Here is a 17,814-nt window from a genome sequence, read left to right as displayed (position 1 = left end):
TCCAGACTGTTAAAAGTGGGGAACCAGGTTCGCCTTCTGGATATTACTCAGCGCGAACACTTCATCTTTGCCTTCGACTGTGACCGTGATCATCTCACCGTCCACCGCTTTGATAACGCCCTGCCATTTACGACGGTTTTGTACCGCCATACGAAGAACCAGCGTGACTTCTTCACCCAGGAAACGCACGTAGTGTTCAGCTGTGAACAGAGGACGGTCGAGACCCGGAGAGGAGACTTCCAGGTTATAGGCAACGGTGATTGGGTCTTCGACATCCATCACGGCGCTTACCTGATGGCTCACATCAGCACAATCATCAACATTGATGCCATCTTCACTATCAATATAGATGCGCAGTGTGGATGTGCGACCACGAATAAATTCGATGCCGACCAGTTCGTAGCCCAGGGCTTCAACCGGCGCTGTAATCATCTCTGTTAATTTTTGCTCTAATGTGGACAAGCCCACCCCCAAGACATAAAAAAAGGGCCTAAAGCCCAGTTATTCTGTAGTCAGATAACAAAAAACCCCGATAAATCGGGGCTTTAGATAACTGAACCCTATAACCGCACCTGCGGTTCGGAGAACCTTCCGAAAGAATTTTTTTCAAATCCAGCTACGAAGGCCTAAGTCTTCACAGTATATTTGAAAAAGAACTCTAAGGGAAAGTGGTTGCGGGGGCCGGATTTGAACCGACGACCTTCGGGTTATGAGCCCGACGAGCTACCAGGCTGCTCCACCCCGCGCCTGAAACGTGGCAAATTTTACTCGTTTTGGGTAAAAAATGCAAATACTGCTGGGATTTGGTACCGAGGACGGGACGTAAAATCTGCGCACAGTATATTGATTCACTATGCGTTATGTCAACCTTGTTACGACTATGCAAATCAATGAATGCTGCCCAGCGCTAGCCCAGTAAGATAAATATGCCGCCCACGCCGTTATTTAACGAAATTATCACTAAACTCTTCCTGTCATCCAGAAAAGATGATTAAATGAAAACTCATTTATTTTGCATAAAAATGCAATTAGCATAATAAGCCGACCTCTTCACCAGTCTATCAAGCAGGGTTTTATTTTATGACGACGATTCTCAAGCATCTCCCGGTAGGTCAACGTATTGGTATCGCTTTCTCCGGCGGCCTGGACACCAGTGCAGCACTGCTGTGGATGCGACAAAAAGGGGCTGTCCCATATGCATATACTGCGAATTTGGGCCAGCCGGATGAGGATGACTATGACGCCATTCCTCGCCGTGCAATGGAATATGGTGCTGAGAATGCTCGCCTGGTAGATTGCCGTAAGCAGCTGGTTGCCGAAGGGATCGCTGCCATTCAGTGCGGTGCATTCCACAACACCACCGGCGGACTGACTTATTTCAATACCACCCCGCTGGGCCGTGCTGTCACCGGCACCATGCTGGTTGCCGCCATGAAAGAAGATGGCGTAAATATCTGGGGTGACGGTAGCACCTATAAAGGTAACGATATTGAACGTTTCTATCGTTACGGCCTGCTGACCAACGCCGAACTGCAGATTTATAAACCATGGCTGGATACCGATTTTATCGATGAACTCGGCGGTCGCCATGAGATGTCCGAATTTATGATTGCCTGTGGTTTCGACTACAAAATGTCCGTTGAGAAAGCGTACTCCACTGACTCCAACATGCTCGGCGCGACCCACGAAGCAAAAGATCTGGAATTCCTGAACTCCAGCGTCAAAATCGTCAACCCGATTATGGGCGTGAAGTTCTGGGATGAGAGCGTGAAGATCCCGGCAGAAGAAGTGACCGTGCGTTTTGAACAGGGTCATCCGGTTGCGCTGAACGGTAAAACCTTTAGCGACGACGTTGAGATGATGCTGGAAGCCAACCGTATCGGCGGCCGTCACGGTCTGGGTATGAGCGATCAGATTGAAAACCGTATCATTGAAGCGAAGAGCCGTGGCATCTACGAAGCCCCGGGGATGGCATTGCTGCATATCGCCTACGAGCGTCTGTTGACCGGTATTCACAACGAAGATACCATCGAGCAGTATCACGCGCACGGTCGCCAGCTTGGTCGTCTGCTGTATCAGGGACGCTGGTTCGACTCTCAGGCGCTGATGCTGCGTGACGGTCTGCAGCGTTGGGTTGCCAGCCAGATTACCGGCGAAGTCACGCTGGAACTGCGTCGCGGTAATGACTACTCAATCCTCAACACCGTGTCTGACAATCTGACGTACAAACCAGAACGTCTGACGATGGAAAAAGGCGACTCCGTATTCTCTCCGGACGATCGTATCGGTCAGTTGACCATGCGTAATCTGGATATCACCGATACCCGCGAGAAGCTGTTTGGTTATGCACAATCTGGCTTGCTGACCGCCTCTTCCGCAACCGGCCTGCCGCAGGTTGAGAATCTGGAAAATAAGGCGAAGTAAAGATTCACCATCTTAAGGCCGCGCAAGCGGCCTTTTTTATGCGCGGAATAAAGGGGGGTTGTAGGTCGGATAAGGCGTCTACGCCGCCATCCAACATTATTACAACGCCTGATGGCGCTACGCTTATCAGGCCTACAGGACAGCCACAAATAACAGACGAAAAAAAAGACGCTTTGCAGCGTCTTTTTTCTGGAATTTGGTACCGAGGATGGGACTCGAACCCACAAGCCCGTTAGGGCACTACCACCTCAAGGTAGCGTGTCTACCAATTCCACCACCTCGGTACAGAATACTTAGCGTGGGATATCGCTGGTCGGCTGAGCCGGAGCAGCTGGCTGAGTTTGCTCGGTTTTCGCCGGTGCGCTCAGATTTTCCCACTCACTTCCTTTATTGGTCTTATTGCTGTTCATGTTACCCAGCACCAGACTGATGATGAAGAACAAGGTTCCCAATACAGCTGTCATACGGGTCATGAAGTTACCAGAACCACTTGAACCAAACAGAGTACCAGAAGCGCCTGCGCCAAAAGAGGCTCCCATATCAGCGCCTTTGCCTTGCTGCAGCATGATCAAGCCTACCAGGCCAATTGCCACAATAAGGAAAACTACTAAAAGAGCTTCGTGCATAATCAACCTGTTCCTTGCGGAGTTGCCGCGTACAATGCTTCGACCATTAAAGCGGGAATATTTACCGTTTCCCACTGAAGCGGGTGTGAATACTAACCAAAGCGAATAACCTTCGCAAGGGCAATTTGTTAGCATTGTATCAACTGCGGAAAAAATCGCCATATCAATCAAAAACGCAGCAACTTCTCCCAGCATCTCTGCATAACGGCACGTTGATCTTCAAGATTCGCCCAAACCACAACGGGGATTTCACAAATCAGATCTGTATTTTCTGGCCAGCAGTGAATAATTTGCTGATTAACCAACTCTTCCGCCACCATCGATTCAGGTAACCAGGCCATTCCCATATGGCGCAGCACCATTTCTCGTATCGTTTCGCTTAAACCACTCTCAAACACTTTTTTTAGCCGTGGGCGGACGCGCTGTTCTGCCGACTCAATAATACGTCTGACAAAGGTGTAGTCGCTGTAGCATAGCCACGGAATCGGAGCATGCGGAACATTAAGCGCATCAGCCAACTGGGCTGAAATAACCGGTATAAATCGCTCATACCGCCATAGGGAACGTTTTAACCCTCCGGCGATCTCCAGCCCAGGCTGGGCGGACGGTAAATCGTAGGTCACCAGCAAATCAATTTGCCGGTTCATCAGGGCATTGAAGTGGTTGTCTATCCCCTGGATACTGGCGTTTACCGTAAAGTTTAACTGCGGCTCACTCTGTCGCAGGTAGTTGATCATATCCGGCAGGATATTCACCGACAGCGTATGCAGGCTGACCATCACCAGCGTATTATCCGTTGCTGGCGTCATCGCCGACAGCTCATGGCTTGCCTCTGTTAACGTGCTGAGAACGTGCCGGGCATAAGGTTCAAAGCGTTCACCATAGCGCGTCAGCGTGACGGGGGTCGTTGTCCGGTCAAACAAAGGTACGCCCAGCACCTCTTCCAGAGACTTTATACGCCGACTCAACGCAGGTTGAGTAATATGCCGCTGCGCCGCGGCCTGAGAGTAGTTTCCATGCTGGCTCAAGGCCAGAAAATCTTCCAGCCACTTACAATCCACGTTGTGCTCTCCGCCATGCCATAACCGCATCCTCCAATAACAAATCGGTAATAGTCATAGTTATAGTAATGGCTTTATGGTGGGCATCATAACAACAATATTCCGTTTCACCTGCCGACTCTCACCCTCGACGTTTGACAGGACCGCTATGTTTACTTTATTGACCAATGCCCGTGTTTTTTCTCCTGAGGATTTAGGCCTCTGCTCCCTGCTCATTCATGCCGACCGAATTGTGGCGGTAGAAAAAGATATTTCATTGTTTGATGGCATCAACGAGGTCATAGATTGTCGGGGCAAATGGGTTATCCCTGGCATCATCGATCAGCATGTCCATCTTACCGGTGGCGGTGGCGAAGCCGGATTTGCCAGTCGGACGCCCGCCGTCAAGCTGCGCGATCTGATTCAGGCGGGTATTACCACGGTGGTTGGCGTGTTAGGCACCGATGCTATTTCTCGTTCGCCCAAAGACCTCTACGCTAAAATGCAGTCTCTCAACCTTGAGGGATTACGCGCGTTTATGCACACGGGAGCCTACGCCGTACCCAGCCCAACCATTACGCGCTCAATCCGCGATGATATGGCCTTCATTCCGGCAATTCTTGGTGTAAAAATCGCTCTCGCCGATCACCGCGGCTCTTACCCCTCTTTCCAGGAGTTGCTGAGGATAGTGAGCGATATTCGCGTCGCTTCCCTGCTGGCAGGAAAAAAAGGCTTGCTACATGTGCACCTGGGGAATCTGCCGGAAGGGATGTCGCAACTTATTGAGTTGTGTGATGCGGGTATTCCGATTCACCATATTTCACCGACGCATGTTGCGAGAACTGAGCCCTTGTTCGAACAGGCGATTGCCTTCGCCCATCGCGGCGGCCATATCGATGTTACGTCCGGTGGCAGTCGCTTTATGCCTCAGGAGCAAGCCATTCTCCACGCACTCGAAGCCCAGGTTCCGGCGGAACGGATTACGATCAGTTCGGATGGCAATGGCAGCGTGCCGCGCTTTAACGCTCAGGGTATCGTTGAAGGTTTAAGTGCGGCACCGGTCGCAGGGAATCTTAACCTGCTTCCTCGTCTGATTGATGTGGGGATCCCAGTGTCACAGGCGGTCGCGATGTTGACGGCAAACGTGGCGCACTCGCTGGGTATTTCCGGGGGCGTGCTCTGCGCCGGAGAACGTGCAGATATCTGTGTACTCAATGATGACCTCTCGCTGGCCCATCTGTTTGCCGCGGGTAAACCGTTGCTGCGGGATGGCGAGTGCCTGGTTACCGGCAACTTCGAGTAAGGGGGCAAGAATGTCATTACTACTGGCGCTAATCGCCATCATTTTTGCCGGACGTCTGATCCTCAAAAAATATCACCCCCAGTCGGTACTGTTATTGACCGGGATTGTGCTATTGCTTATCGCGCATTTTAGCGGAATGACCTCACTCAGCGGCCTGGTGAAAAAGAGCACCGGATTTGGCCCCTTTGATGCCTTTGAGTTTATTCGCGATACCCTGAGCGTACGACTCGGCGGCCTCGGTCTGCAAATTATGCTGATTGGTGGTTTTGCCACCTATATGTCGGCCATTGGCGCAAGCCAGGTACTGGTTCGGGTGACATCTCGTCCTTTGCAACGCCTGAACTCGCCTTATCTGCTGCTGGGGCTGGCACTGCTACTGGGTCAATTCCTGTCGCTGTTTATCAGCAGCGCCACCGGACTGGGCCTGCTGCTGATGGCGACGCTGTACCCGCTGCTTACCCGTCTTGGCTGTAGCCGCGCCGCGGTTGCCGCCGTTATCGCCAGCACCTGTGCTGTTGAGTTTGGCCCAGGATCCGGCAACTCAGTTCTCGCCGCCAAAACCGCAGGCATTGAGGTGGTGAACTATTTTGTGCAGGATCAGTTGCCGATCGTTGTGCCCGTCATTCTTTTTATCGCCCTGCTGCATATTGTTGTGCAACGCTTTTTCGACAGTCGGGAAAGTGGCGACAATGCAGCTCAACAGATGCAGACATTAACATCGTCTGATGAACCCGACGCACCTATCGCCTGGCTGTTTCTGCCCATGCTGCCGCTGGTATTGATGTTGGTGTGCAGTGATTTAGTATTCAGCTCACTCAAGATCACGCTGGATACCGCTGTACTGATAAGCCTCGCTATTACGCTGGTTTGTGAGTACTGCCGTCATCGCAAGGCGCGCGAGGTGATGGCTGGCGTACAAAAGGTTTTCGACAGCATGGGCAGCGTTTTTGCCACCGTTGTGACGCTGATTATCGCTGGTGAAGTCTTTTCCGCCGGACTGAAAGCCATTGGTGCCGTCGACGCTCTATTGTCGCTTTCCGGTGAATTTGGCCTCAGCGCCGCCTCTATTATCTTGCTGATGACCCTGATCACCTTCGCGATTTCAGCGCTGATGGGCTCCGGAAATGCGGCATTTTTCTCCTTCGCCCCCATGGTGCCGGACATCAGCCGTCATATCGGTAGCGATATCGCGGTCATGATGTTGCCTATCCAGATCTCTGCGGGTATTGGTCGTACGCTATCGCCCATTGCCGGCGTCATCATTGCTATCGCAGGGATTGCAGGCGTCTCGCCCGTGGATATTGTTAAGCGCACCGCGATTCCGATGCTGGGCGGTTGGTTACTGATGATTGCGCTGACCTTTGCACGGTCAGGGCATTTAATGGCAGTTCTGCCGTGGCTGGCAGTCCTTGTACTACTGATGGTCGGTGGTTACTTCTGGCAGCGCCGACGTAAACAGCCGCTTGCCGTACAGTAAAAAAAAGCCGGAGTCTCAGACTCCGGCTTTCACTTTCTTCGGGATTATGCCGCTTTCACAGCATCGGCAATACGGTGGGCGAATTCAGTCACCTGCGCTTCGTCTTCACCTTCAACCATCACACGAATTAACGGTTCGGTACCAGACTTACGCAGCAGGACGCGTCCACGGTTACCCAGAGCCGCTTCCACTTCCGCCATCACCGCCTTCACGTTTTCATGTTCCAGCGGATCTCCGCTACCAGCGGTGTAACGTACGTTAACCAGCAGCTGTGGGAACATTTTCATGCCGCTGCACAGGTCGTGCAAACTCATATGGTTGCGCACCATCGCCGCCAGCACCTGCAGGCCCGCCACGATGCCGTCACCAGTGGTGGTTTTGTCCAGCAGGATCACATGACCAGAGTTTTCAGCACCGATACGCCAGCCTTTTTCCTGCATTTTTTCCAGCACATAGCGGTCGCCCACTTTTGCACGAGCAAAAGGAATACCCAGCTGTTTCAGCGCCAGCTCAAGGCCCATGTTGCTCATCAGTGTACCTACCGCGCCACCGCGCAGCTGCCCCTGACGCAGGGCTTCACGGGCGATGATATACATGATCTGATCGCCATCGACCTTATTGCCTTCGTGGTCAACCATAATGACGCGGTCGCCATCGCCGTCCAGCGCAATCCCCAGATCGGCTTTTTCCGCAATCACGCGCGCCTGCAGGGCGCGGACGTCAGTGGCGCCGACTTCTTCATTGATGTTCACACCGTTTGGCTCACAGCCAATGGCAATCACGTTTGCACCCAGCTCACGCAGTACATTTGGTGCAATGTGGTACGTTGCACCGTTAGCGCAATCCACCACAATTTTAAGCTCACTCAGACTCAGTTCGTTCGGGAAGGTGCCTTTGCAAAACTCGATATAGCGACCGGCAGCATCAACGATACGGGTAGCTTTACCCAGTTCAGCTGAATCCACGCAGGTGATCGCTTTTTCCATTTCGGCTTCGATAGCTTCTTCCACTGCATCCGGCAGTTTGGTCCCATCGATGGAGAAGAATTTAATCCCATTGTCATAGAATGGGTTGTGCGAAGCGGAGATAACAATCCCGGCCTCAGCACGGAAAGCACGCGTCAGATACGCAACGGCAGGTGTTGGCATTGGCCCTGTGAATGAAGCTGAGAGTCCGGCGGCAGCCAGGCCCGCTTCCAGCGCAGACTCCAGCATATAGCCAGAAATACGCGTATCTTTACCGATAATAATTTTACGTGAACCATGACGAGCCAGCACTTTCCCTGCAGCCCAGCCCAGCTTGAGCACAAAGTCAGGAGTAATTGGGGCATCGCCTACGCGACCGCGGATCCCATCAGTGCCAAAATATTTACGATTACTCATAGCGTTTTTTTTCCTTTGCAGACAATGTGGCTTCCACCACACGCATCGCTTCTACGGTTTCTTTGACGTCATGGACACGAACGATCTGCGCCCCCTGCATTGCGGCAATCACCGCGCACGCAAGGCTACCGCTCAGGCGTTCAGATGGCCCCACATTCAGTAACTGGCCAACCATTGATTTTCGTGACATCCCAACCAGCAATGGCAGATTAAAATGATGATATTCAGACAAACGTGCCAGTAATGTGTAGTTGTGAGTGAGATTTTTACCGAATCCGAATCCGGGGTCGAGCAACAATTTATCTTTTGTGATTCCAGCCCGCTCGCAACGTGCTATTTGCTCAATAAAGTAGCGGTTTACCTCAGCAAAAACATCCTCATACTTTGGCGCTTCCTGCATGGTTTTCGGCTGCCCCTGCATATGCATCAGGCAAACCGGCAATCCGGTCTCCGCAGCGGCTTCCAACGCTCCAGGCTCAGAGAGAGAGCGAATATCATTGATGATATGCGCGCCAACTCTGGCGCATTCGCGAATCACTTCGGGTTTTGAGGTATCGACCGAAATCCACACTTCAAAACGCTGAGCAATCGCCTCGACCACTGGGATCACTCGCTGCAACTCTTCTTCTACACTCACATCAGCCGCGCCCGGACGTGTGGACTCACCACCCACATCAATGATAGTCGCCCCGGCGTTAATCATCAGGTTTGCGTGTTTTACCGCCTCAACCAGAGAGTTGTGCGCTCCGCCATCGGAAAAAGAATCTGGCGTGACGTTCAAAATCCCCATGACGTGCGGATGGCTGAGATCCAGTGAAGAACCCTGAGCAAAGAGTTTCATAGTTTTATCCCTGGTAAAATCTTGAATATGCAGATAAGAAAAACCCCGGAGCAAGCCCCAGGGTTTTCAATTAAAACACGGTCATCATCAACGATAACTTATTTGTCGCCCAGTTGCTCTGACATAGTGCCAGAGTCCGGCGCACGCGGTTCATCAACCGGACGCGGTGCACTTGGCTTGCCGGTGCTGCCAGAGTTGTTATTAGAAGAACCCGGTTCTTCCCAACCCGCTGGCGGACGCACATCGCGGCGAGCCATCAGATCATCAATCTGCGGCGCATCGATAGTCTCATATTTCATGAGCGCATCTTTCATCGAGTGCAGAATGTCCATGTTTTCGTTCAGCAAACGACGTGCACGGTCATAGTTACGCTCAATCAGCAGTTTAACTTCCTGATCGATAATGCGAGCGGTTTCATCGGACATGTGTTTCGCTTTCGCTACAGAACGTCCCAGGAACACTTCGCCTTCTTCTTCAGCGTACAGCAACGGACCGAGTTTATCGGAGAAGCCCCACTGAGTAACCATGTTACGCGCCAGGTTAGTCGCGACTTTAATGTCGTTCGACGCACCGGTAGAAACATGTTCAGCACCGTAGATGATCTCTTCCGCCAGACGGCCACCGTACAGTGTGGAGATCTGACTTTCCAGTTTCTGACGGCTGGCGCTGATTGCGTCGCCTTCAGGCAGGAAGAAGGTCACACCCAGCGCACGACCGCGCGGGATAATCGTTACTTTGTGCACCGGATCGTGTTCCGGTACCAGGCGACCGATAATCGCGTGGCCAGCTTCGTGATACGCGGTAGATTCTTTCTGCGCTTCCGTCATCACCATGGAGCGACGTTCCGCACCCATCATGATTTTGTCTTTCGCTTTTTCGAACTCAACCATCGACACTACGCGCTTGTTGCCACGAGCAGCAAACAGTGCCGCTTCGTTCACCAGGTTCGCGAGGTCCGCACCGGAGAAGCCAGGCGTACCACGTGCAATGATTGCCGCATCGATATCCGGAGACAGCGGTACGCGACGCATATGCACTTTCAGGATCTGTTCACGACCGCGAACGTCTGGCAGACCAACCACAACCTGACGGTCGAAACGGCCTGGACGCAGCAGCGCAGGGTCAAGAACGTCTGGACGGTTAGTTGCTGCGATAACGATAATACCTTCGTTACCTTCGAAGCCGTCCATCTCAACCAGCATCTGGTTCAGCGTCTGTTCACGTTCATCGTGACCACCGCCCAGACCTGCGCCACGCTGGCGGCCTACGGCGTCGATTTCATCGATGAAGATGATGCACGGTGCCGCTTTCTTGGCTTGTTCGAACATGTCACGCACACGAGATGCACCGACACCCACGAACATTTCCACGAAATCAGAACCGGAAATTGTGAAGAATGGAACCTTCGCTTCACCTGCGATAGCTTTCGCCAGCAGGGTTTTACCCGTACCCGGAGGACCGACCATCAGGACGCCTTTCGGGATTTTACCGCCCAGTTTCTGGAAACGGCTCGGTTCGCGCAGATACTCAACCAGCTCAGCGACTTCTTCTTTTGCTTCGTCACAACCCGCAACGTCAGCAAAAGTCGTTTTGATCTGATCTTCCGTCAGCATGCGCGCTTTGCTCTTGCCGAACGACATGGCACCTTTGCCACCACCGCCCTGCATCTGACGCATGAAGAAGATCCAGACACCAATCAACAGCAGCATTGGGAACCAGGAAATGAAGATAGAAGCCAGCAGGCTTGGCTCTTCAGGCGGTTCGCCAACAACCTTGACGTTTTTGGTCAGCAGGTTATCAAGCAGCTTCGGATCGTTAACCGGGATGTAGGTCGTGTAACGGTTACTATCTTTCTTGGTAACGTTAATCTCACGTCCGTTGATCTTCGCTTCACGAACCTGGTCCTGATTGACCTCTTGCAGGAAGGTAGAGTAATCAACCTTACGGCCATTAGACTCGCTGGGCCCAAAGCTCTGGAATACTGACATCAGCACAACGGCAATGACCAGCCAGAGAATTAGGTTTTTCGCCATGTCACTCAAGGGATTAACCTCATATTACAACTGTGTTAAAAACAGCGTCAGGATACTCTATATCCAGTTTCTTTCAAACTTTCGTTTGAAATCTGCCGGTTATGGTTTACGCCCGGTCGCTACAATATACACTTCACGCGAACGGGCGCGAGAAGAGTCCGGCTTACGAACTTTGACCTTCGTAAACAGGGAGCGAATCTCTCTTAGATACTCATCGAAGCCTTCGCCCTGGAACACCTTCACTACAAAACTACCACCTGGCGCTAATACATCACGAGCCATTCCAAGCGCCAGCTCTACCAGATACATGGCCCGGGGAATATCCACCGCCGGTGTTCCACACATATTTGGCGCCATATCAGACATGACAACTTGTACTTTACTGTCACCTACGCGTTCAAGTAACGCTTTCAGGACTAATTCATCACGAAAGTCGCCCTGAAGGAAGTCCACACCAACGATTGGATCCATAGGTAAAAGATCGCAAGCGATAATGCGGCCAGTGTTGCCGATCTGCGTAACTGCATATTGCGACCAGCCACCGGGTGCAGCACCGAGATCAACTATCGTCATCCCCGGTTTAAAAATTTTGTCACTTTGCTGTATTTCATCAAGTTTAAACCAGGCACGGGAACGTAACCCCTTTTTCTGCGCCTGTTGAACATATTTATCGCTAAAGTGTTCCTGAAGCCAGCGACTCGAGCTGGCAGAACGCTTTTTACCTGTCATTTCACATTCCCAAAGGGCAGTTCATCGTAACCAATGGTGTAAATTTCTACACAGCTATTTGGTGATATATGGGAGATGGCGGTAGAATGACCCGTTTTCAATCCCAACGTAAGCAAAAATATACGATGAATCTGAGTACTAAACAAAAACAGCACCTGAAAGGTCTGGCACATCCGCTCAAGCCTGTAGTTATGCTTGGCAACAATGGTTTGACCGAAGGGGTACTGGCCGAGATTGAACAAGCGTTAGAGCACCATGAACTTATCAAGGTGAAAATCGCCTCGGAAGATCGCGATACTAAAACCTTGATCGTGGAAGCTATCGTACGCGAAACCGGCGCCTGCAATGTACAGGTCATCGGCAAAACGCTGGTACTGTATCGCCCGACTAAAGAACGTAAAATCTCGCTGCCACGCTAAGAATATCCCAAAGTTGCACACGAAGTTTGTGTAAAACGCGGGGTTTTCCGCTAGCAGGAGAGCAAAATGCCACGCTCTCTTCGTTGATAAAAGGCCGCTATGCGGCCTTTTTCCTTTCTTTACAATGTATCAACATCTTAACCAAGATGCGAATTACAGGTATTCTACCTTCGTCACTTCATATTCCACTTCGCCGCCCGGCGTTTTAATAACCACGACGTCATCCTGCTCTTTACCGATCAGGCCACGAGCGATAGGCGAGTTCACTGAAATCAGGTTCTGTTTAAAATCGGCTTCATCATCGCCGACAATACGCCAGGTCTGCTCTTCGTCGTTATCGAGATTCAGAACGGTAACCGTCGCACCGAAAACAACGCGACCATTGTTCGGCATTTTAGTAACGTCGATTACCTGCGCGTTGGACAGTTTAGCTTCGATATCTTTAATGCGTCCTTCGCAGAAACCCTGCTGTTCGCGCGCCGCATGATATTCCGCGTTCTCTTTCAGGTCACCGTGCTCACGCGCTTCAGCGATAGCGGCAATAATTTCAGGACGGCGCACAGATTTCAGAAAATCCAGCTCTTCGCGCAGTTTTTCAGCACCACGTAAGGTCATCGGGATAGCTTGCATTTGTTATACCTCTTGAACATTCCTGTAGGGGGTAGTTGCTCTCACCCCGGCTGCTAAGCCCACCCTGGCGTGTGTCATGCCAGAGTCAGAAGCAAAAAAATACCGACCCGGGGCTCAAGGTCCCAGGTCAGCTACAATTCTCTATTTGATGATCATTTTACCCTGGAGTTCCTTATGGGTCATCGTTTACTTTTTGGGGCGTTGCGCCGTAGTATGACGGCCTGTTTCCAGGTTGTTAGCGCGAGATTATGCGATTTTCCAGATTTACCATCGGATTGACTGCCAGTATAGCGTTCAGCGTTCAGGCTGCGAACGTCGACGAGTATATCAATCAGCTCCCTGCCGGGGCCAACCTCGCCCTTATGGTACAGAAGGTTGGCGCACCTGCACCCGCTATTGATTTTCATAGCCAGCAGATGGCGCTGCCGGCCAGTACCCAGAAAGTAATCACCGCGCTGGCGGCATTGATTCAGCTCGGGCCTGACTTTCGTTTTACCACCACGCTTGAGACTAAAGGCAGCGTGGAAGGTGGCGTATTGAAAGGTGACTTAGTGGCACGATTTGGTGCCGATCCGACGCTAAAACGCCAGGATATTCGCAATATGGTGGCAACCCTGAAAAAATCAGGTGTGACGCAAATTGCCGGAAATGTCCTGATCGACACCTCTATTTTTGCCAGTCATGATAAAGCGCCCGGTTGGCCCTGGAACGACATGACGCAGTGTTTTAGCGCACCGCCCGCAGCGGCTATTGTCGATAGAAACTGTTTCTCGGTTTCACTCTACAGCGCGCAAAAACCCAACGATCTCGCCTTTATTCGCGTGGCATCTTATTACCCGGTCACCATGTTCAGCCAGGTGCGTACTCTCGCCCGAGGTTCTGCGGAAGCGCAATATTGTGAACTGGATGTGGTTCCCGGCGATCTCAACCGCTATACGCTGACCGGATGTCTGCCACAACGTGCCGATCCGCTGCCGCTGGCGTTCGCCATTCAGGACGGTGCCAGCTATGCCGGGGCAATTATCAAAGATGAGCTAAAACAAGCAGGTATAACCTACAGCGGTACGCTGCTGCGCCAGACGCTGGTCAACGAACCGGGAACGGTGGTCGCCAGTAAGCAGTCGGCGCCGCTGCATGACCTGCTTAAGATTATGCTGAAAAAATCGGACAACATGATTGCCGATACCGTTTTCCGTATGATTGGTCATGCCCGATTTAACGTGCCGGGCACCTGGCGGGCGGGTTCCGATGCCGTGCGCCAGATTTTGCGTCAGCAAGCGGGTGTTGATATCGGCAACACCATTATTGCCGACGGTTCTGGCCTCTCCCGCCATAACCTGATTGCCCCTGCGACCATGATGCAGGTGCTGCAATACATCGCTCAACACGATAACGAGCTGAACTTTATCACTATGCTGCCGCTGGCCGGCCACGACGGCTCCCTGCAATACCGTGCGGGTCTGCATCAGGCTGGTGTGGATGGCAAAGTATCGGCGAAGACAGGCTCGCTGCAGGGGGTCTATAACCTTGCAGGTTTCATTACCACGGCCAGCGGCCAACGCATGGCATTCGTGCAGTATTTATCTGGGTATGCGGTTGAGCCGGCTGACCAGCGTAATCGCCGTATTCCGTTGGTGCGCTTCGAGAGCCGGTTGTACAAGGATATTTATCAGAACAACTAGATGGGTAATTTGATTGCCGGATGGCGGCATTAACGTGCCTTATCCGGCCTACAGAGATACCAGGAAACAAAAACCCCGGCAACATGGCCGGGATTTTTATTGCGATTAACGCTTGTAGATGAACTCGACGCCTTCGTCGTCTTCCTCGTCCCAATCGTCATCCCAGTCATCTTCCGCTTCGTCTTCGACTTCAGCGAGCTGCTGGCGGTGATAATCATCCCACATGAACTCAACTTTCTCTGGCTGTTTCGCTTCTTCAGCCTGAACAATCGGGTTCTCGATGATAAAGGTCATCACATCCCAGCAGAGATCTTTCACGCCCAGCTGGCTGGCGGCAGAGATCAGGTAATATTTACCTTCCCAACCCAACGCTTCAGCGATCGCTTTCGCTTTCTCTTCCGCTTCAGCCTTGTCCATCAAATCAATTTTGTTGAACACTAACCAACGCGGTTTAGATGCCAGATCCTGACTGTATTTTTCCAGTTCGCCAATAATGATACGGGCGTTTTCAACTGGATCAGAGCCATCAATCGGATCGATATCGATGAGGTGAAGCAGTACACGGCAACGTTCCAGGTGTTTCAGGAAGCGGATACCCAGGCCTGCGCCTTCAGCCGCGCCTTCAATCAGTCCCGGAATGTCGGCAACCACGAAGCTCTTTTCGTTGTCCATACGCACCACGCCCAGGCTCGGCACCAGGGTGGTAAACGGATAATCAGCGACTTTCGGCTTCGCCGCGGACACCGCACGGATAAACGTCGATTTCCCGGCGTTTGGCATGCCCAGCATACCCACGTCCGCCAACAGCATCAGCTCCAGCATTAGATCGCGCTTATCACCCGGCGTACCCATTGTTTTCTGACGCGGAGTACGGTTAACCGAGGATTTGAAACGGGTGTTGCCCAGACCGTGCCAGCCGCCTTTAGCGACCATCAGACGCTGACCGTGTTTGGTCATGTCGCCCATGGTTTCGCCAGTGCCCTGATCGATAACACGCGTACCAACAGGTACTTTAATCGTAACGTCTTTACCACGCTTGCCGGTGCAATCACGGCTCGCGCCATTCTGACCACGTTCCGCACGGAATGATTTTTCAAAACGGTAATCGATCAGCGTGTTCAGGTTTTCGTCGGCTTCCAGCCAAACGTCACCACCGTCACCACCATCACCACCGTCCGGACCGCCTTTTGGGATGTACTTTTCGCGGCGGAAGCTGACGCAACCATTACCGCCATCACCTGCAACGACCAGAATCGATGCTTCATCAACAAACTTCATTTTACTCTCCGTAAATCATTCGCCTGAGCGGGGTTGCGAAACCACCGTTTCATGCTTACGTAAACCGCCCCAAATTCGATGACCAATGGCGGAATACATCGCGCCCGCAACCACGATAAACGCACCGAGATAACCTAATAGGTTTAGCATCGGTCTGGCGAAGAAATCGGGCCAGGCCAGTGATAATAAATCTGAAAATAACAACGTAAACAGCGGTGTGAGCGTGATAAGAGCGCTCACCTGCGCCGCCTGCCAACGCGCCATCGCTTCCGCGAGAGCGCCATATCCTACCAGCGTATTCAGGCCGCAGAATACCAGGCATGCCAGCTGCCAGTCGCTGAGTTGCGTGATGACACCGGGTTTAGCCAGCGGCAACAACGCAATCGTACATAAAGTGTACAGTAAAAACAGGATCTGCGGTGATGCCAGGCGGCGCAATAACACCTTTTGCGCGACCCCATAGCTCACCCAGACCATCGCCGCACCGACACCAAAGATAACGCCCCAGGTGTAATCGGTGAGTCGGGTAAAAATTTCGATCAGACTGGTATTAAAAAACAGGACCAGGCCGCTCAGAAGCATAATGGCGCCAATCACCTGCGTGCCGCGCATCTTTTCTTTCAGGATAAAGACGCTGGCAATCATCATACCAACCGGTGACAGCTGACCGATAACCTGCGAAGCCGTTGGGCTCAAATACTGCAAGGATGAACTAAACAGAATGAAGTTACCGAACAACCCACCGGTTGCGATAGCCAGCAACACCAGCCAACGCGCTTTGCGAAAAATACGCAACGGAGGGAGCTTTTTTTTAACCGCAAGAATAGCGCCAAGGCCAACGCTTGCCATTAAAAAACGGTAGAACACCACGGTAGGAGGCTCCATCACCTCCAGCACTTGCTTCATTGCTATTGGCAAAGCGCCCCAACATACTGCCGTTGTGAGTGCTAACAGAATACCAATGCCTGCCTGCTGCTTCATGCCGTATTCCCTGCAAGGGCTCGTTTCCGGGTTGTCACGGCGCGACGAGCGTATTTACCGGCCGTCGAATGTAAAAAGCCCCGCAACGTGTTGCGGGGCTTTTATCCGTTACCGGGACGCGAAAAACTTATTCAGCAACGATGCTGATGAATTTACGGTTTTTCGGGCCTTTCACTTCAAATTTCACTTTACCGTCTGCTTTAGCAAACAGAGTGTGGTCTTTGCCGCAACCAACGTTGGAACCAGCGTGGAATTTAGTACCACGTTGACGAACGATGATGCTACCAGCCAGAACTGTTTCACCGCCGAAGCGTTTTACGCCCAGACGTTTAGCTTCTGAATCGCGACCGTTACGAGTCGAGCCGCCAGCCTTTTTATGTGCCATTTAATCTGCTCCCCTTAACTTAAGCGCTGATGCCAGTGATTTTCACATCAGTGAACCACTGACGATGGCCCTGCTGCTTACGGTAGTGTTTACGACGACGAAACTTAACAATTTTAACTTTCTCGCCACGACCGTGAGCAACGACTTCAGCTTTGATAACGCCGCCATCAACGAAAGGAACGCCGATTTTGACTTCTTCACCGTTTGCGATCATCAGAACTTCTGCGAATTCAACAGATTCGCCAGTTGCGATGTCCAGCTTTTCCAGGCGAACGGTCTGACCTTCGCTTACTCGGTGTTGTTTACCACCACTTTGGAAAACCGCGTACATAAAAAACTCCGCTTCCGCGCACACCTTTTTGATGATTCAGAGTGCGCTATAAATATTCACAATAGGGCGCGAATATTACGCAAAACGCGAGCCTTTGACAAGTGCTACCGTCAATACATGAAGAAAAAAAACACAACACGTACGGTAACGTTTATCTACGGCGTTTTTTCAGTACAATCAGCATATATTTATAACCCTAAACCCGACGTTACCTTCCCACACAGTAAGGTAATCGGGGCGAGAAGCCCGGCTT

The 17,814-nt window shown here is 51.8% G+C and carries 17 protein-coding genes and 2 tRNA genes; 5 read left to right on the top strand and 14 right to left on the bottom strand.

Translation table 11 applies throughout. The features are described 5' to 3' along the window. Positions 1–9: 9 nt before the first annotated feature. Together rimP and OGY83_RS18655 are read right to left on the bottom strand one after the other, a co-directional pair. On the bottom strand, positions 10–462 hold the full coding sequence (rimP, locus tag OGY83_RS18660; protein WP_003024996.1) for a ribosome maturation factor RimP: 453 nt from the start codon (positions 460–462) through the stop codon (positions 10–12). Between the two features lie 207 nt (positions 463–669). Next, a tRNA-Met gene (locus tag OGY83_RS18655) sits at positions 670–746 on the bottom strand. A gap of 334 nt (positions 747–1,080) precedes the next feature. On the opposite strand from OGY83_RS18655, the gene argG reads away from it, so the two are divergent. Continuing rightward, positions 1,081–2,424: an argininosuccinate synthase gene (gene argG / locus OGY83_RS18650; protein ID WP_005131837.1), complete on the top strand. Its 1,344-nt coding sequence runs from the start codon at positions 1,081–1,083 to the stop codon at positions 2,422–2,424. Between the two features lie 197 nt (positions 2,425–2,621). On the opposite strand, the gene OGY83_RS18645 is transcribed toward argG, so the two are convergent. The 3 genes from OGY83_RS18645 to OGY83_RS18635 all read right to left on the bottom strand — a co-directional run bounded on the left by OGY83_RS18645 (position 2,622) and on the right by OGY83_RS18635 (position 4,111). Beyond that, positions 2,622–2,708: transfer RNA gene (locus OGY83_RS18645), tRNA-Leu, on the bottom strand. Positions 2,709–2,717: 9 nt separating this feature from the next. Next, a complete protein-coding gene (gene secG, locus OGY83_RS18640; protein WP_003025000.1) occupies positions 2,718–3,050 on the bottom strand; it encodes a preprotein translocase subunit SecG in 333 nt (110 codons plus the stop codon). A 167-nt stretch (positions 3,051–3,217) separates the two neighbouring features. Beyond that, positions 3,218–4,111, bottom strand: a complete 894-nt coding sequence (locus tag OGY83_RS18635) for a LysR family transcriptional regulator (RefSeq protein WP_286636602.1) — start codon at positions 4,109–4,111, stop codon at positions 3,218–3,220. A gap of 148 nt (positions 4,112–4,259) precedes the next feature. On the opposite strand from OGY83_RS18635, the gene iadA reads away from it, so the two are divergent. Both iadA and dcuC read left to right on the top strand, forming a co-directional pair. Beyond that, positions 4,260–5,393 carry a beta-aspartyl-peptidase gene (gene iadA / locus OGY83_RS18630; protein ID WP_286636601.1) on the top strand — a complete coding sequence of 378 codons (1,134 nt, stop codon included), beginning with the start codon at positions 4,260–4,262 and terminating at the stop codon, positions 5,391–5,393. A gap of 10 nt (positions 5,394–5,403) precedes the next feature. After that, on the top strand, positions 5,404–6,870 hold the full coding sequence (dcuC, locus tag OGY83_RS18625; RefSeq protein ID WP_194211469.1) for a C4-dicarboxylate transporter DcuC: 1,467 nt from the start codon (positions 5,404–5,406) through the stop codon (positions 6,868–6,870). A 44-nt stretch (positions 6,871–6,914) separates the two neighbouring features. Here the strand turns inward: dcuC and glmM are convergent, their stop codons facing one another. The 4 genes from glmM to rlmE all read right to left on the bottom strand — a co-directional run bounded on the left by glmM (position 6,915) and on the right by rlmE (position 11,855). Continuing rightward, positions 6,915–8,252 (bottom strand): phosphoglucosamine mutase, encoded by a 1,338-nt coding sequence (gene glmM / locus OGY83_RS18620; protein ID WP_003025008.1) that lies wholly within the window; start codon positions 8,250–8,252, stop codon positions 6,915–6,917. Next, positions 8,245–9,093, bottom strand: coding sequence for a dihydropteroate synthase (gene folP / locus OGY83_RS18615; RefSeq protein ID WP_286636599.1), 849 nt, complete (start codon positions 9,091–9,093; stop codon positions 8,245–8,247). Before folP ends, glmM begins: the two co-directional genes overlap by 8 nt. A 98-nt stretch (positions 9,094–9,191) precedes the next feature. Continuing rightward, positions 9,192–11,126 carry an ATP-dependent zinc metalloprotease FtsH gene (ftsH, locus tag OGY83_RS18610; protein WP_003025013.1) on the bottom strand — a complete coding sequence of 645 codons (1,935 nt, stop codon included), beginning with the start codon at positions 11,124–11,126 and terminating at the stop codon, positions 9,192–9,194. A 99-nt stretch (positions 11,127–11,225) separates the two neighbouring features. Then, a complete protein-coding gene (rlmE, locus tag OGY83_RS18605; protein ID WP_003025015.1) occupies positions 11,226–11,855 on the bottom strand; it encodes a 23S rRNA (uridine(2552)-2'-O)-methyltransferase RlmE in 630 nt (209 codons plus the stop codon). A 125-nt stretch (positions 11,856–11,980) separates the two neighbouring features. Here rlmE and yhbY point away from each other — a divergent pair, with 125 nt between their 5' ends. Then, positions 11,981–12,274 (top strand): ribosome assembly RNA-binding protein YhbY, encoded by a 294-nt coding sequence (gene yhbY / locus OGY83_RS18600; RefSeq protein ID WP_003025016.1) that lies wholly within the window; start codon positions 11,981–11,983, stop codon positions 12,272–12,274. Between the two features lie 153 nt (positions 12,275–12,427). Here yhbY and greA read toward each other — a convergent pair whose 3' ends face one another. Then, entirely contained in the window at positions 12,428–12,904 is a 477-nt protein-coding gene (greA, locus tag OGY83_RS18595) for a transcription elongation factor GreA (protein ID WP_003025019.1), read from the bottom strand. 248 nt (positions 12,905–13,152) lie between these two features. On the opposite strand from greA, the gene dacB reads away from it, so the two are divergent. Beyond that, on the top strand, positions 13,153–14,586 hold the full coding sequence (gene dacB, locus OGY83_RS18590) for a serine-type D-Ala-D-Ala carboxypeptidase (RefSeq protein WP_032945109.1): 1,434 nt from the start codon (positions 13,153–13,155) through the stop codon (positions 14,584–14,586). A 105-nt stretch (positions 14,587–14,691) separates the two neighbouring features. Here dacB and cgtA read toward each other — a convergent pair whose 3' ends face one another. The 4 genes from cgtA to rplU all read right to left on the bottom strand — a co-directional run bounded on the left by cgtA (position 14,692) and on the right by rplU (position 17,561). Continuing rightward, the gene (cgtA, locus tag OGY83_RS18585) at positions 14,692–15,864 is read right to left on the bottom strand and encodes an Obg family GTPase CgtA (RefSeq protein ID WP_003025024.1); all 1,173 of its coding nucleotides are present in this window, start codon (positions 15,862–15,864) and stop codon (positions 14,692–14,694) included. 15 nt (positions 15,865–15,879) lie between these two features. Then, positions 15,880–16,845 carry a DMT family transporter gene (locus OGY83_RS18580; protein ID WP_032945110.1) on the bottom strand — a complete coding sequence of 322 codons (966 nt, stop codon included), beginning with the start codon at positions 16,843–16,845 and terminating at the stop codon, positions 15,880–15,882. A gap of 127 nt (positions 16,846–16,972) precedes the next feature. Next, positions 16,973–17,230 carry a 50S ribosomal protein L27 gene (gene rpmA, locus OGY83_RS18575; protein ID WP_003025030.1) on the bottom strand — a complete coding sequence of 86 codons (258 nt, stop codon included), beginning with the start codon at positions 17,228–17,230 and terminating at the stop codon, positions 16,973–16,975. Positions 17,231–17,249: 19 nt separating this feature from the next. Continuing rightward, on the bottom strand, positions 17,250–17,561 hold the full coding sequence (gene rplU / locus OGY83_RS18570) for a 50S ribosomal protein L21 (RefSeq protein WP_003025032.1): 312 nt from the start codon (positions 17,559–17,561) through the stop codon (positions 17,250–17,252). Between the last annotated feature and the right edge of the window lie 253 nt (positions 17,562–17,814).

This window comes from Citrobacter sp. Cpo090, from assembly GCF_030332665.1.
In the GTDB taxonomy this organism is placed as follows: domain Bacteria; phylum Pseudomonadota; class Gammaproteobacteria; order Enterobacterales; family Enterobacteriaceae; genus Citrobacter; species Citrobacter portucalensis.
Note: the sequence above shows the minus strand (reverse complement) of the source record. Positions and strands in the feature narration are given on the sequence as shown.

What these genes read in the sequence shown, in the direction of transcription:
- dacB (WP_032945109.1), top strand. Translation starts at nt 13,153, where the DNA reads ATGCGATTTTCCAGATTTACCATCGGATTGACTGCCAGTATAGCGTTC.
- ftsH (WP_003025013.1), bottom strand. Translation starts at nt 11,126, where the DNA reads ATGGCGAAAAACCTAATTCTCTGGCTGGTCATTGCCGTTGTGCTGATG.
- iadA (WP_286636601.1), top strand. Translation starts at nt 4,260, where the DNA reads ATGTTTACTTTATTGACCAATGCCCGTGTTTTTTCTCCTGAGGATTTA.
- greA (WP_003025019.1), bottom strand. Translation starts at nt 12,904, where the DNA reads ATGCAAGCTATCCCGATGACCTTACGTGGTGCTGAAAAACTGCGCGAA.
- dcuC (WP_194211469.1), top strand. Translation starts at nt 5,404, where the DNA reads ATGTCATTACTACTGGCGCTAATCGCCATCATTTTTGCCGGACGTCTG.
- cgtA (WP_003025024.1), bottom strand. Translation starts at nt 15,864, where the DNA reads ATGAAGTTTGTTGATGAAGCATCGATTCTGGTCGTTGCAGGTGATGGC.
- rlmE (WP_003025015.1), bottom strand. Translation starts at nt 11,855, where the DNA reads ATGACAGGTAAAAAGCGTTCTGCCAGCTCGAGTCGCTGGCTTCAGGAA.
- rplU (WP_003025032.1), bottom strand. Translation starts at nt 17,561, where the DNA reads ATGTACGCGGTTTTCCAAAGTGGTGGTAAACAACACCGAGTAAGCGAA.
- secG (WP_003025000.1), bottom strand. Translation starts at nt 3,050, where the DNA reads ATGCACGAAGCTCTTTTAGTAGTTTTCCTTATTGTGGCAATTGGCCTG.
- yhbY (WP_003025016.1), top strand. Translation starts at nt 11,981, where the DNA reads ATGAATCTGAGTACTAAACAAAAACAGCACCTGAAAGGTCTGGCACAT.
- OGY83_RS18580 (WP_032945110.1), bottom strand. Translation starts at nt 16,845, where the DNA reads ATGAAGCAGCAGGCAGGCATTGGTATTCTGTTAGCACTCACAACGGCA.
- glmM (WP_003025008.1), bottom strand. Translation starts at nt 8,252, where the DNA reads ATGAGTAATCGTAAATATTTTGGCACTGATGGGATCCGCGGTCGCGTA.
- argG (WP_005131837.1), top strand. Translation starts at nt 1,081, where the DNA reads ATGACGACGATTCTCAAGCATCTCCCGGTAGGTCAACGTATTGGTATC.
- rpmA (WP_003025030.1), bottom strand. Translation starts at nt 17,230, where the DNA reads ATGGCACATAAAAAGGCTGGCGGCTCGACTCGTAACGGTCGCGATTCA.
- folP (WP_286636599.1), bottom strand. Translation starts at nt 9,093, where the DNA reads ATGAAACTCTTTGCTCAGGGTTCTTCACTGGATCTCAGCCATCCGCAC.